11 protein-coding genes are annotated in these 14,838 nt (G+C 63.4%); 10 read left to right on the top strand and 1 reads right to left on the bottom strand.

What is annotated here, in order from left to right; all coding sequences use genetic code 11:
- Nucleotides 1–168: 168 nt before the first annotated feature.
- The 6 genes from IRZ77_RS25835 to IRZ77_RS25810 all read left to right on the top strand — a co-directional run bounded on the left by IRZ77_RS25835 (nt 169) and on the right by IRZ77_RS25810 (nt 7,959).
- A complete protein-coding gene (locus IRZ77_RS25835) occupies nt 169–1,998 on the top strand; it encodes an extracellular solute-binding protein (protein ID WP_230386565.1) in 1,830 nt (609 codons plus the stop codon).
- Entirely contained in the window at nt 1,995–3,830 is a 1,836-nt protein-coding gene (locus IRZ77_RS25830) for an extracellular solute-binding protein (RefSeq protein ID WP_153671730.1), read from the top strand. Before IRZ77_RS25835 ends, IRZ77_RS25830 begins: the two co-directional genes overlap by 4 nt.
- A gap of 1 nt (nt 3,831) precedes the next feature.
- Nucleotides 3,832–4,905 (top strand): microcin C ABC transporter permease YejB, encoded by a 1,074-nt coding sequence (locus IRZ77_RS25825; protein WP_009686399.1) that lies wholly within the window; start codon nt 3,832–3,834, stop codon nt 4,903–4,905.
- 1 nt (nt 4,906) lies between these two features.
- Complete coding sequence (locus tag IRZ77_RS25820; protein ID WP_046615574.1) at nt 4,907–5,926, top strand: ABC transporter permease; 1,020 nt, start codon at nt 4,907–4,909, stop codon at nt 5,924–5,926.
- 1 nt (nt 5,927) lies between these two features.
- The gene (locus IRZ77_RS25815; RefSeq protein ID WP_046615573.1) at nt 5,928–7,538 is read left to right on the top strand and encodes an ABC transporter ATP-binding protein; all 1,611 of its coding nucleotides are present in this window, start codon (nt 5,928–5,930) and stop codon (nt 7,536–7,538) included.
- 238 nt (nt 7,539–7,776) lie between these two features.
- A complete protein-coding gene (locus IRZ77_RS25810; protein ID WP_080958485.1) occupies nt 7,777–7,959 on the top strand; it encodes a DUF3077 domain-containing protein in 183 nt (60 codons plus the stop codon).
- A 194-nt stretch (nt 7,960–8,153) separates the two neighbouring features.
- Here the strand turns inward: IRZ77_RS25810 and IRZ77_RS25805 are convergent, their stop codons facing one another.
- Nucleotides 8,154–9,317: an ATP-binding protein gene (locus IRZ77_RS25805; protein WP_108481837.1), complete on the bottom strand. Its 1,164-nt coding sequence runs from the start codon at nt 9,315–9,317 to the stop codon at nt 8,154–8,156.
- Between the two features lie 181 nt (nt 9,318–9,498).
- On the opposite strand from IRZ77_RS25805, the gene IRZ77_RS25800 reads away from it, so the two are divergent.
- The 4 genes from IRZ77_RS25800 to IRZ77_RS25785 all read left to right on the top strand — a co-directional run.
- Nucleotides 9,499–12,429: an aminotransferase gene (locus IRZ77_RS25800; RefSeq protein ID WP_153671729.1), complete on the top strand. Its 2,931-nt coding sequence runs from the start codon at nt 9,499–9,501 to the stop codon at nt 12,427–12,429.
- A gap of 74 nt (nt 12,430–12,503) precedes the next feature.
- Entirely contained in the window at nt 12,504–13,409 is a 906-nt protein-coding gene (locus IRZ77_RS25795; protein WP_153671728.1) for a LysR family transcriptional regulator, read from the top strand.
- 122 nt (nt 13,410–13,531) lie between these two features.
- Nucleotides 13,532–14,491, top strand: coding sequence for a hypothetical protein (locus tag IRZ77_RS25790; RefSeq protein WP_153671727.1), 960 nt, complete (start codon nt 13,532–13,534; stop codon nt 14,489–14,491).
- Nucleotides 14,488–14,838 (top strand): toxin VasX (locus tag IRZ77_RS25785; RefSeq protein ID WP_329603769.1); only part of this gene is annotated, 351 nt, incomplete at its 3' end. The genes IRZ77_RS25790 and IRZ77_RS25785, both read left to right, overlap by 4 nt.

Here is a 14,838-nt window from a genome sequence, read left to right as displayed (position 1 = left end):
CCCGGCCCCCCACCCTCTCCACGCCGCCCGTCGGGGGGGGGCGGGGGCCCCCCGGCGATGGGCTGCAAGGCAGCCCCTTGCATCCTCAAGTTCGCACTCTTTTTCCAACCCCACCAAGCTGTTACTGTACCCCGATCAAAGCCCAACGCCTCTGGATCGGATGCCGACTTGATACGTCCCCTCCTGCTGTCACTCAGCCTGGCCTTGAGCTTTCCCGCAGCCGCGATGGTGAGCGAAAGCCACGGATACGCGCAGTTCGGCACGCTCAAGTACCCAGCCACATTCACCCATTTCGACTGGGTCAACCCGCAAGCGCCCAAGGGCGGTACCTTGCGGGCCATGGCTTTCGGTACCTTCGACACCCTCAACCCCTACACCTTCAAGGGGTCGAGCCCGATTACCACGCCCAATTTCCAGCAATACGGCATCAGCGAGCTGAACGAGCCGCTGATGGTCGGCACCGGCCAGTACGACCCGTCCGGCGACGAACCGACCTCCAGCTATGGCCTGATCGCCCGCTCGGTGGAGTACAGCGAGGACCGCAGCTGGGTGGTATTCAACCTGCGCCCGGAAGCCCACTGGCATGACGGCAAGCCGATCACCTCGGCAGACGTGGCCTTCTCCTATCGCACCCTGCTCAAGGATGGCCACCCGATCTACCGCACCAACCTGCAGGAAGTGCAGCGGGTGGACATCCTCGGCCCACTGCGCATCCGCTTCGTCTTCAAGCGCGCAGGCAACCCGCTGCTGATCCTGCGCCTTGGCGAAATGCCGGTGCTGCCCAAGCACTACTGGCAAAAGCGCGACTTCAAGGCCACCACCTTCGAGCCCCCGCTGGGCAGCGGCCCCTACCGCATCACCCAGGTCCAGCCTGGGCGCCGGCTGGTATTCGAACGGGTGAAGAACTACTGGGGCAAGGACCTGGCGGTGAACCGTGGCAAGTACAACTTCAACCGCGTGGAGTACGAGTTCTACCGCGACGCCACGGTCGCTTTCGAAGCATTCAAGGCCGGAGAGTTCGACATCTATATCGAGCACCAGGCGAAGAACTGGGCCAACGGCTATAACTTCCCGGCCGTGCGCCGAGGCGAGGTGATCAAGGCGCAGATCCCGCACCGCATCCCCACGCAAACCCAGGGCCTGTTCATGAACAGCCGACGGGCCACCTTCAGCGACCCACGGGTACGCCAGGCACTGGGGCTGATGCTCGACTTCGAGTGGACCAACCGCGCCCTGTTCAGTGGTGCCTACCGCCGCTCGACCAGCTACTACCCCAACAGCGAATTCGCCGCCACCGGCCTGCCCACCGGCAAGGAGTGGCTGCTGCTGGCACCGTTCCGTGACCAGTTGCCGGCCAGCCTGTTCAGCGAACCCTACAAGGTCAGCCGCACCGATGGCCGTGGCATCAGCCGCCAGACCCTGCGCCAGGCCCTCGGCCTGCTCGACCAGGCCGGCTGGAAGCTGAACGGCCAGCGCCTGGTCGACAGCAAGGGCCGGCAGTTGCGCATGGAGCTGCTGCTGGTAAACCCCAACCTTGAACGCATCCTGCAACCTTATGTCGAAAATCTGGCCAGCATAGGCATCGATGCGCGCTTGCGTACCGTGGACCGCGCCCAGTACAAACAACGCCTTGACCAGTTCGATTTCGACATGATCCTGATGACACTGAACCAGACCCTGAGCCCCGGTCTCGAACAGTGGCTGTACTTCCACTCCAGCCAGGCCACGACCAAAGGCAGCAAGAACTATGCTGGGGTCAAGGACCCGGTGGTCGACCATCTGCTCGACACCCTGCTCGCCGCCCGCACCCGCGATGACCAGGTCGCCGCCGCCCGCGCCCTGGACCGCGTGCTCTCATGGCAGTACTACATGATCCCAAACTGGTACCTCGACAATCATCGCCTGGCCTACCGCAACCGGTTCGCCTTCGTCACCACGCCGCCCTACACCCTTGGGCTGAACAGCTGGTGGATCAAGACTTCGGAGAAAGCCCAATGACGCCAACCCACCGACTGCGCCGGCTGGCTGGCAGCCTGTTGCTTGCCTGCCTGGGCCTTCCCGCCCTGGCTGCACCGCAACACGCGCTCACCCTGTATGACGAGCCCCCCAAGTACCCCGCCGACTTCAAGCACTTCGCCTACGTCAACCCCGACGCCCCCAAGGGTGGTACCTTCCGCCAGTCCAGCTTCGGCGGCTTCGACAGCCTCAACCCGTTCATCAACAAGGGCGTGCCGGCCGAGAATATCGGCAGCATCTACGACACTCTGATGCGCCAGAGCCAGGACGAGCCGTTCACCGAGTACGGCCTGGTGGCCGGCAAGATCGAAAAGGCCCCGGACAACAGCTGGGTGCGCTTCTACCTGCGCCCCGAGGCACGCTTTCACGACGGCCACCCTATGCGCGCCGAAGACGTGGTGTTCACCTTCAATGCTCTGATCAAGGACGGCGCGCCGCTGTACCGCCAGTACTATGCCGACGTCGCCGAAGTGGTCGCCGAAGACCCATTGACAGTGCTGTTCACCTTCAAGCACAAGAACAACCGCGAGCTGCCGCTGATTCTCGGCCAGTTGCCGGTACTGCCCAAGCACTGGTACGAAAGCCGCGAATTCAACCGCGGCAACCTCGAAATCCCGCTGGGTAGCGGCCCGTACAAGGTCGCCGAGGTCAAGGCCGGGCGCTCGGTGCGCTACGAGCGGGTCAAGGACTACTGGGCCAAGGACCTGCCGATCAACCGTGGCTTCTACAACTTCGACGTCATGACCTTCGACTCCTACCGCGACACCACCGTCGCCCTGGAAGCACTCAAGGCCGGTGCGTTCGACTATGCGCTGGAAGTCAGCGCGAAGAACTGGGCCACCGCCTACAACGTACCCGCCGTACGCGATGGCCGCCTGATCAAGGAAGAGTTGCCCAACGGCAACCCCACCGGCATGCAGGGCTTCATCTTCAACATCCGCCGCCCGGTGTTCCAGGACGTGCGCGTGCGCAAGGCGCTGAGCCTGCTGCTGGACTACGAGTGGACCAACAAGCAGCTGTTCAACGGCGCCTACACCCGCACCGGCAGCTACTTCGAAAACTCGGAAATGGCCGCCCGCGGCCTGCCCGGCCCCAACGAGCTGAAAATCCTAGAACCATTGCGTGGCAAGGTACCCGAGCAGGTGTTCAGCGAAGCCTTCCGCAACCCGGTCAGCGACGGCAGCGGCATGATCCGCGAACAGCAGCGCCAGGCTTACAAGCTGCTGCAGGAAGCGGGCTGGAAAATCGTCGACGACAAGATGGTCGACGCCCAAGGCAAGCCGGTGAGCATCGAGTTCCTGCTGGCACAAACCGAGTTCGAACGCATTCTGCTGCCGTTCAAACGCAATCTCGCCGATCTCGGCATCGACCTGAACATCCGCCGGGTCGACGTTTCCCAGTACATCACCCGCCTGCGCTCGCGCGACTACGACATGATCGTCGGTGGCTACCCGCAGTCCAACTCGCCGGGCAATGAGCAGCGCGAGTTCTGGTCCAGTGCCGCCGCCGACAACTCCGGCAGCCGCAACTTCATCGGCCTGCGCGACCCTGCCATCGACCAACTGGTGGAACAGCTGATCAACGCCGATTCGCGGCAGAGCCTGATCGACCACTGCCGGGCTCTCGACCGCGTACTGCTGTGGGGCTACTACGTGATCCCCAACTGGCACATCAAGACCTGGCGCGTGGCCTACTGGAACCACATCGGCCACCCGGACGTCTCGCCCAAGTACGACATCGGCATCGACACCTGGTGGATCAAACCCGGCGCAACCCCGGCCGTCAGCGAAACCACTGCGGACGAGGCCGAATAACATGCTGGCCTACATCCTGCGCCGCCTGTTGCTGATCATCCCGACCCTGTTCGGCATCCTGATCATCAACTTCATCATCGTCCAGGCCGCACCCGGCGGCCCGGTCGAGCAGATGATCGCCAAGCTCGAAGGTTTCGAAGGCGCCACCAGCCGCATTGCCGGTGGCGGTGCCGAAGTGTCTGTGGCCGGCTCCAACTACCGTGGCGCCCAGGGCCTGGACCCGGCACTGATCGCCGAGATCGAACGCATGTACGGCTTCGACAAGTCGCCGCCCGAGCGCCTGTGGATCATGATCAAGAACTACGCCCGGCTGGACTTCGGCGACAGCTTCTTCCGCGATGCCAAGGTCATCGACCTGATCATCGAGAAGATGCCTGTGTCGATTTCGCTTGGGCTGTGGAGCACGCTGATCATGTACCTGGTGTCGATCCCGCTGGGCATTGCCAAGGCCGTACGCCACGGCAGCCATTTCGACGTGTGGACCAGTTCGGCGATCATCGTCGGCTACGCCATCCCGGCGTTCCTGTTCGCCATCCTGCTGATCGTGCTGTTCGCCGGCGGCAGCTACTTCGACTGGTTCCCGCTGCGTGGCCTTACCTCCAACAACTTCGACGAGCTGAGCACCACCGGCAAGGTGCTGGACTACTTCTGGCACCTGGTGCTGCCGATCACCGCGCTGGTCATCGGCAACTTCGCCACCATGACCTTGCTGACCAAGAACAGCTTCCTCGACGAGATAAACAAGCAATACGTGGTCACCGCCAAGGCCAAGGGCCTGAGCCGGCCACGGGTGCTGTACGGCCATGTGTTCCGCAACGCGATGCTGCTGGTGATTGCCGGTTTCCCTTCGGCGTTCATTGGCATCTTCTTCACCGGTTCCTTGCTGATCGAAGTGATCTTCAGCCTCGACGGCCTCGGCCTGATGAGTTTCGAGGCAGCCATCAACCGTGACTACCCGGTGGTCTTCGGCACCCTGTTCATCTTCACCCTGCTGGGGCTGGTGGTGAAACTGATCGGCGACCTGACCTACACCCTGGTCGATCCACGCATCGACTTCGCCAGCCGGGAGCACTGACATGGCCTTGTCCCCCCTCAACCGCCGGCGCTTCGAGCGCTTCAAGGCCAACCGCCGTGGCTGGTGGTCGCTGTGGCTGTTCCTGATCCTGTTCGGCCTGAGCCTCGGCGCCGAGCTGATCGCCAACGACAAGCCGATTGCCGTGCGCTACGACGGCGAATGGTACTTCCCGGCGTTCAAGCGCTACCCGGAAACCACCTTTGGCGGCGAATTCCCGCTGGAAGCCAACTACAAGAGCCCGTACATCCGCGACCTGCTGGAGAAGAAAGACAGCTTCGTGCTGTGGGCACCGATCCCGTTCAGCTACCAGAGCATCAACTACGACCTGCGCGTACCCGCCCCGGCCCCACCGTCGGCGGACAACTGGCTGGGTACCGACGACCAGGGTCGCGATGTGCTGGCACGGGTGATCTACGGCTTCCGCATTTCGGTGCTGTTCGCCCTGACCCTGACCGTGCTCAGCTCCATCGTCGGCGTGATCGCCGGTGCCTTGCAGGGCTTCTATGGCGGCTGGGTCGACCTGGCCGGGCAACGTTTCCTGGAAGTCTGGTCGGGCCTGCCGGTACTGTACCTGCTGATCATCCTCGCCAGCTTCGTGCAGCCCAATTTCTGGTGGTTGCTGGGCATCATGCTGCTGTTCTCGTGGATGAGCCTGGTGGACGTGGTGCGCGCCGAGTTCCTGCGTGGGCGCAACCTGGAATACGTGCGCGCAGCCCGCGCGTTGGGGATGCGCAACGGCGCGATCATGTACCGGCACATCCTGCCGAACGCCATGATCTCGACCATGACCTTCATGCCGTTCATTCTCACCGGCGCCATCGGCACCCTCACCGCCCTGGATTTCCTCGGCTTCGGCCTGCCGCCGGGCGCACCATCACTGGGCGAACTGGTGGCCCAGGGCAAGTCCAACCTGCAGGCCCCATGGCTGGGCATCAGCGCCTTCGCCGTGCTGGCGCTGATGCTGAGCCTGCTGGTGTTCATCGGCGAATCCGCCCGCGATGCCTTCGACCCGAGGAAGTGACATGAGTGAACAGAACCTGATCGAAGTGCGCGACCTGGCGGTGGAGTTCGTCACCGGTGACCAGGCTCACCGCGTGGTGAACGGCATCAGCTTCGACATCCGCAAGGGTGAGACGCTGGCACTGGTGGGCGAGAGTGGCTCGGGCAAATCGGTCACCGCGCACTCGCTGCTGCGCCTGCTGCCCTATCCCCTGGCGCGCCACCCCAGCGGCAGCATCCGCTATGAGGACAAGGACCTTCTGCAGCAGAACGAGAAGACCATGCAGCGCATTCGCGGCAACCGCATTGCGATGATCTTCCAGGAGCCGATGACCTCGCTGAACCCGCTGCACTGCATCGAGAAGCAGATCAACGAAATTCTCCTGCTGCACAAAGGCCTGACCGGCAAGGAGGCCACGGCGCGCACCCTGGAACTGCTGGAGATGGTCGGCATTCCCGAGCCACGCAAGCGCCTGAAGGCCCTGCCGCACGAACTGTCCGGCGGGCAGCGCCAGCGGGTGATGATCGCCATGGCCCTGGCCAACGAGCCGGAACTGCTGATTGCGGATGAGCCGACCACGGCACTGGACGTGACCGTGCAGTTGAAGATTCTCGACCTGCTCAAGGAACTGCAGGCACGTCTGGGCATGGCCCTGCTGCTGATCAGCCATGACCTGAACCTGGTACGACGCATCGCCCACCGCGTGTGCGTGATGCAGCACGGGCAGATTGTCGAGCAGGCCGAATGCGCCAGGCTGTTCAGCGCCCCGCAGCACCACTACACGCAGATGCTGATCAATGCCGAGCCCAGCGGGCTGCCGGCGCACAACCCGGTAGGCGCGCCGTTGCTGGAGGTGGCTGACCTCAAGGTCTGGTTCCCGATCAAGAAGGGCCTGCTGCGGCGCACGGTCGACCATGTGAAGGCAGTGGACGGGATCAACTTCAGCTTGCCGCAAGGGCAGACGCTGGGGATTGTCGGCGAGTCCGGGTCGGGCAAGTCGACCTTGGGTTTGGCGATCTTGCGGCTGATCTCCAGCCAGGGCGGCATTCGCTTTCATGGGCAGAATCTGGAAGGTCTCAACCAGAAGGCCGTGCGCCCGTTGCGCCGGGAAATGCAGGTAGTGTTCCAGGACCCGTTCGGCAGCCTGAGCCCGCGCATGTGCGTGGAGGACATTGTCGGCGAAGGGTTGCGCATCCACCGCATCGGTACCGCGCAGGAACAGGAAGCTGCAATTATTGCGGCCCTGGAGGAAGTGGGGCTGGACCCGCGCACGCGGCATCGCTATCCACATGAGTTTTCCGGCGGGCAGCGCCAGCGCATTGCCATTGCCCGGGCGTTGGTATTGAAGCCGGCGCTGATCCTGCTGGATGAACCTACGTCGGCGCTGGACCGCACGGTGCAGCGGCAGGTGGTGGAGTTGCTGCGCAATCTGCAGCAGAAATACAACCTGACCTACCTGTTCATCAGCCATGACCTGGCGGTGGTCAAGGCGTTGAGCCACCAGTTGATGGTGATCAAGCATGGGCACGTGGTGGAACAAGGGGATGCGCAGGCGATCTTCCATGCGCCGCAGCATCCGTATACCCGGCAGTTGCTGGAGGCGGCGTTCTTGGAAGTGGATGCGGCTAGTTAGCTTTTGACCGCGCCGGCTTCAAGCCGTGCGCTATCCCTGTGGGAGCTGGCTTGCCGTCGATGGGCCGCAAAGCGGCCCGCTTTCGGCGAGGTAAAAAACAGACTTATCCCCTTCCTTGCAGGCCATTTCCCAAACATACTCCTGCCGCGTGTTTTCCGTTGCGGCTGCTCTGGCTGGGCTCTAGTCTCGGTTGGTCGCTGAAGATCAGCGATACAGCTTTGACAGGCTGTGACGGTTAATAGAGCCCGGCATCCCCTGCCGCGATGCCCGCGAGCAATCCTCAGAGCTGATGGGCTATGTACGCGAACTGACCATCACCGGCCTGATGGACGAGAAACCGATGATGATCTGGGCTGCCTACTACCTGAGTGCGATGGCCAAGGCGCTGATGGATGATGCCGAGCTGGGCATGATGCGCTGATTGGCATCACAGGCCATAACGCACATATGGGAGCGGTCTCGTGTCGCCAAAGGGCTGCAAAGCAGCCCCGGCGATTTATGCTTTCATGCAGAAATCTGGGGGCCGCCCTGCGGCCGTTTCGCGACACAAGGCCCTCCCCACGAGAGATTGCACACCCCGGGAGGCCGGCGCCAGCTGGCCTACGTAGATGCAGCTCAGAGCCGGCCCAACAACTCCTGCCGCTCGCGCCAGATCTCCTGTACAAAGGGGTCGGTCACCCCATACAGCCCATGCCCCCGACGCATGATCAGGTTAGCGGCCAGCAGTTCGTTGGCAACCGGCTGTATCTCTTCGACACGCACTTCACGCCCCACAGACTTCGAATACTCGGCCGCCGCTTCGTTGGAGAATACCCCACGCGCATCGCCTTCGACCGATGCGATCCGGGCAAAAATCGCCTCAGCCAGGACGCCCAGCTCCTCTACTTTCATCAGCTCCAGGTCAGCAGCCGCCGACCGCAGCGTTGATGCGATTACCGGCAGCACCTCATCCGGCCCCATCCCGGACGCAGGTGAGTGAACCAACTGCCGAAGTGCACGAATTAACTCCTCGGGCCTGCTGCCCAGCGTTTTGAATGCCTGTGCCGCGACATCCAGCGACGGCAAGTTGCCCAGGCCATCTTTTGCGAGCCGCTTGAGCCAGAATTCGACATAGTCCCTGTCCAGCACCGGATACGGCACGTTTGTGGCACCGGCAAAAGCCTGGTTACGCCGCGCGGTCAACTCGTTGACCATCGCCCGGTGAGAGCCGGTACCGATGAACAGGAAGTGCCCTGGCGTGTTCGGGCGCGGATTGATGGCATCGCGCGCAGCCTTGAGTGCCAGCATCATCTGCTGGCCGTCCTCGGTTGTGATTGCCTGCTGCACCTCGTCGACGACCAGCACAACGTCAGTCCTGGCCTGGTCCACAACCTCGGTCAGCGCTTCCGCAAGTGTGACACCGCCCTCTGTGCCCAAGGTTTCCAGGTTAAAGCCAAACTTCAGCCCAGCCACTTCGACCTCCGCGCCACGCAGGGCCTTGAGTTTCTGCAAGAAAGCCGAGGTAGGTTTCTGAAGATCAGCAATGGCTTTACGCACTGCGGCGAGGACCAGCACGACCGGGCTGGTCTGGGTATCACTCCAGAGGTCGACATAGATCACCAATGCACCCATTTCCTCCAGGGCAGGGATCAAGTCGTTCTTTAAAAAGGTGGTTTTGCCAGTCCTACGCAGCCCGGAGAAAAACAGCCCTGATCTCAAGCCGATATCCAGGGCGGACGGTTTCAACAGCTGCCTGGCCATGTCGGCAGCCAGTTCACGGCGCGGGAAGATGTCGATCATGGCTTTATCCGAAATTATTGAATACCAATAATTATTGGCAGAGAATAATTTAATGTAAAGGCGTACAGGCAGGTCGGTTCGAAAGCCATCATCAAATTTTCTGACAACAATCGTCTTCCATCATCAGCCAGATCGGGCATAAATTCTCCACCGTCAACCCCAGCAGCAACGGTAGAGCCCCATGTCCAGCCCACAACACCAGCCCGCCTCCCCTGCCCTGACCACGCTGATCCAGCGCTCCGGCCTCCCCAGCCCGTCGCTCACCGAAGCCCAGGCACATGCCGTGCTGCAGACGCACTACGGCATTGCCGGCAACCTGACGGCACTGGGCAGCCAACAGGACCTGAACTTCCGTGTAGACGCACCACAAGGCCGTTTCGTGCTCAAGGCCTGCCACGGCAGCTACGCCCAGCTGGAGCTCGAGGCCCAGCACGCGGCCCTGGCCTACCTGCGCGAACAGGGCTTGCCAGTGCCCGCCGTGCGCCCGGCCAGCGATGGCCAGATGCTGCTGGCGCTGGAAATAGACGGGCAACCGCTGCGCATGCGCCTGCTCGACTACATCGACGGCCAGCCACTGACCCGCCTCAAGCACATGGAACCACGCCTGATGGCCGAACTCGGCGGGCTCTGCGCGCGGCTGGACAAAGCCCTGGCCACTTTCGAGCACCCGGGCCTTACACGCACCCTGCAATGGGACCCGCAGCACGCCCAGGCACTGATCCAGCACCTGCTGCCGGTGCTGGGCAACGCCGCGCAACGCGCCCGCATCGAGCGGGCCACCCAACTGGCCGCCGAGCACCTGGCGCCGCTGATCGACCAGCTGCCAAGCCAGGCCGTGCACCTGGACATCACCGACGACAACGCCGTCTGGGCCCGCGATGGCGAGCGCCAATGGCAGCTGCAAGGGGTGATCGATTTCGGCGACTTGTTGCGCACCTGGCGCATCGCCGACCTGTCGGTGACCTGCGCTGCATTGTTGCACCACGCCGAGGGCGACCCGCTGCGCATCCTGCCGGCCGTGCGTGCCTACCAGGCGCTCAACCCTCTGAGCGAAGCCGAACTGCGGGCGCTGTGGCCACTGGTGCTCAATCGCGCTGCCGTGCTGGTGCTGAGCAGCGAACAGCAACTTGCCGTCGACCCCGGCAACCAGTACACCCGCGACAACATCGCCCATGAATGGGAGATCTTCGACACTGCCACCGCCGTGCCTTTCGCGTTGATGGAAGCGGCCATCCTGCAAGCTGCTGGCCTGCAGCCAGCCACGCCGGACCTGAGCGGCTGCGCCCTCCTGCTGCCGGACCTGGATGGTCAGGCAGTGACGCGCGTCGACCTGGGTGTACTCAGCGTGCATTGCGAGGCGGGCAACTGGGAGCAACCAGGCTTCGACCAGCACCTGCTGACCACGCAACCGGCCCCTGCCTGCAGCCTGCACGGACAGTATCGCCTGTCGCAAACCCATATCGACCGCCCCGAAGAGCCTGCCACCTGTGCCCTGGGCGTCGAGCTTCATGTACCCAACGGCAGCCTGGTGCAAGCGCCAGATGCCGGTACCTGGCAACGCCATGGCGACGGCCGTGGCTGCCTGCGCAGCGCGCACTGGGCGTTGTGGCTGCAAGGCCTGGAAGATGCGCCTGCAGATGGCCAGGCCGTGGAAAAAGGCCAGTCGCTGGGCAGCAGTTGTGGCTTCCTCAGCGTGCAGCTGTGCCTGGATAGCGGCCTCCAGCCGCCGTTCTTCGCCACCCCATCCCAGGCGGCCGCCTGGCTGGCCCTGTGCCCGTCACCAGCTGCGTTGCTGGGCTTCGACTGCAATGCCGAGCCGCTGCCGGACCCACAGGCCCTGCTGGCCCGCCGCGATGCCAGCTTTGCCCGCTCGCAGAAGCACTACTACGCGCAACCGCCTCACATCGAACGCGGCTGGCGCAACTACCTGATCGACATGCAGGGCCGCTCGTACCTGGACATGCTCAACAACGTTGCTGTATTGGGCCACGGCCACCCGCGCATGGTCGCCGAGTCGGCACGGCAGTGGTCGCTGCTGAACACCAACTCGCGCTTCCACTACGCGGCCATCACCGAGTTCTCGGAACGCCTGCTGGAGTTGGCACCCAAAGGCTTCGACCGGGTGTTCATGGTAAACAGCGGCACCGAAGCCAACGACCTGGCGATTCGCCTGGCCTGGGCCTACAGCGGCGGGCGCGACCTGCTCAGCGTGCTGGAGGCCTACCACGGCTGGTCGGTGGCCACCGATGCCATTTCCACTTCCATCGCCGACAACCCGCAGGCCCTGGAAACCCGCCCGGACTGGGTGCACCCGGTCGAGGCGCCGAACACCTTCCGCGGCCGCTTCCGTGGTGCCGACAGCGCCACCGACTACCTGCGCGACGTCGACGCCAAGCTGGCCGACCTCGACGCCCGTGGCCGCCAGCTGGCAGGCATCATCTGCGAGCCGGTGTACGGCAATGCCGGTGGTATTTCGTTGCCGGCCGGTTACCTGCGCGAGGCCTATGCCAAGGTTCGCGCCCGTGGCGGCGTGTGCATCGCCGACGAGGTGCAGGTCGGCTATGGCCGCCTGGGCGAGTACTTCTGGGGCTTCGAGGAACAGGGCGTGGTGCCCGACATCATCACCATGGCCAAGGGTATGGGTAACGGCCAGCCACTGGGCGTAGTCATCACCCGCCGCGAGATCGCCGAAGCGCTGGAGGCCGAGGGCTACTTCTTCTCCTCGGCCGGCGGCAGCCCGGTCAGTTGCCGCATCGGCATGGCGGTGCTGGATGTGATGCAGGAGGAAGGCCTGTGGGATAACGCCAGAGACACCGGGCGCTATTTCAAGGCGCGCCTGCAGGCACTGGTGGACAAGCACCCGCTGGCCGGCGCGGCACATGGTTCGGGCTTCTACCTGGGGCTGGAACTGGTGCGCGACCGCGCAACGCTGGAACCGGCAACCGAGGAAACCATGGCCCTGTGCAACCGCCTGCGTGACCTGGGCATTTTCATGCAGCCGACCGGCGATTACCTGAACATCCTCAAGATCAAGCCGCCGATGTGCACCACCCGGGCGAGCGTGGACTACTTTGTCGACAGCATTGATCGGGTGCTCTCCGAAGACCTGTAAAGAATTGCGAAGCTGGCCGAGGAATGTTCATACTTTTCGGCCACAACGCTTCCTCGTCATCAGGTTTACTGACAATGGCCTTTACCAGCGACTCCCTGGCAATCTTCCTCGCGGTGCTGGAGGCAGGCTCGTTCTCTGCCGCCGCGCGCAAGCTGGGGCGTGTGCCTTCGGCCGTGAGCATGGCCATCGCCCAACTGGAGGCGGAGCTGGACCTGGTGCTGTTCGACCGGGCCACGCGCAAAGCCTTGCCCACCAGCGCCGCCCTGGCCCTGGAGCCCCAGGCCAGGCAGGTGATCTGCCAGCTCAACCTGCTCGACGCCCAGGCCCTGCAACTGCACAAGGGCCTGGAGAAGCGCCTGACCATCGCCATGGCGCCAGAGCTGCAGACTGGCCGCTGGAGCCAGCCGCTGGAAACGCTCGCCCAGGAATTTCCCAGCCTGGAAATCGAGGTGCGCTCGGCCACCCAGGCCGAAGCCATCCGCCTGCTGCATGACGGCAGCGTGCAATTGGCATTGGTCTTCGAACGGCCTGGCATCGACGAGCGCGAGTCATTCCTGGAGGCTGGCAGCCAATTGCTGGTGGCCGTCGCCTCACCCCGCCATCCAGTCGGGCAGAACAACGGCATGCCGTTGCCGGAAGAGGCGTTCGCCGAACAGCGGCAAATAATCGTGGCTTCGGGCAAGGCCACCGGGTCGGACCCGCGCATGGTGTTGTCGCGGCGCATCTGGCTGACCGACAGCTACCTGGCCACGCTGGACCTGGTGCAATCGGGCCTTGGTTGGGCCTACCTGCCGCAGCCGTTGGTCGAGCCGTTGATTGCTTCGGGCGCGCTGGCCGAAGTGCGCTTCGACAACATGGCAAGCCGGTTGCGCTTGTGGGTGGACATCATCTGGGTCAAGTCGCGCCCGTTGGGCCTGGGCGCGCGGCGTTACCTTGACGTGATGCGCCAATGCTTTGAAACGGAATCCCCTAGGTCCTGAGCGATACGACCATCTCGTCCGAAAGCGAAAAATCCTACAACTGGTTAGGAAGCCAATAACTACCTGCAGTATTGATTCCCCGTTAGGTTTCTGCTCGCCATCAAGAAGAAAAGGAACTTCTCATGTCGAGCCAGTCCGCACAGGGCTACGTGCAGTCGGTCGATCACTTCGCCACTCGGCAGCGCAAGCCACAAGAGGCCCTCTACCTTTTACTCGACCCATTCGCTGGTTGCCCCCCTGAGCACCCGCTAGGCATCGCTGCCCTCAGCGAAGCGCTGGGTAGTGATGCCGTAACGCGCGTCGACTGCAGCGGGCTGGTGCAGGATCCCGAGTGCTGGCCAGCTCTGGTGCGGCTCGCCAAACCCGGCGATGCGCCCACAGCCCTTGCCCTATTAAGCGCGACCTGCGCCGCTCGTGAATCAGCAGCTACCTGGCACTACGTGTGTGGCTGGCTGATCAGCGATCAACCCGCCGACCTCATCGCCCAGCACATCAGCCAGCAGTGTCAGGTGCTGCGCCAACCAGAACCGCACGGTATCACCGCTTGGTTCGAACCCGTGCGGCTGGCGCTGCTGCGCGCAACCCTGAAAAACGCAGGCGAAGTCCTCGGGCCTGTTCGCAGCTGGCTACATCCCGATGGTTGTGGCAGTTGCGAGGTATTCGAGCGAGAACCCATGGCTGGCGAACTGGCCGTCCCCGAGGCCGTAAGGGCGACCCAGCACGTCGCACCACAGATCATTCAACTGCTCGGCGCCTGGCATCGCCTGAGTGCCGTGCAGCATCCCCATGGGCCCTGGCACTTCGCAGGTTCCTCAGGCTTGCCGGAAAACGCCCCCACCCATGCCATGAACCTGATCCTCAAGGCCTTCAGGCAAGGCCTGCGCGACCGTGCCGATATCCAGTGCATGTGCCTGCACATGCTCATGATCCACCCACTGCTCCTTCAGCACCCGACCATCCAGCACGACGTGGAGAAGGCAGCTGCCGGCGAGCAACGCCTGGCGGACCGCTTCGCCAGCTACGACGACTGTACCTGGTCTCACATCGTCGCCGGCCTGCCGCAGGCAAGGAGTTACTCATGAGCATCAGCAAAACCATCCACATCGCCATGCAGGAAGAAATCCCCAACACATACGGCACCTGTAACGCCTGCGGACGCTCCGGCCTGCCAATTCTGCTGCTACGCGAGGCCTACGCCCCGCGCCCGGATACAGGGCACCCCTATCGCCTGGCAGACGATAGCGAAATCATCTTTCACCCGATGCACACCGACCAGTTGCGCCTCCTGCGCCAGGGTTATGTCTACGTACTGCTCGACCAGGAAATCTGGCAGGCCTACGAGGTAGCGGCGGAAGGTACCTTGCAGCGCTTTCCGGTGTCGCAGATGCCCTTGGGGCCACCCAGGTCGTTACCCAAGGTATGCGCCACC

The sequence above is a fragment of the Pseudomonas pudica genome, from assembly GCF_015680405.1.
Lineage (GTDB): Bacteria > Pseudomonadota > Gammaproteobacteria > Pseudomonadales > Pseudomonadaceae > Aquipseudomonas > Aquipseudomonas pudica.
Note: the sequence above shows the minus strand (reverse complement) of the source record. Positions and strands in the feature narration are given on the sequence as shown.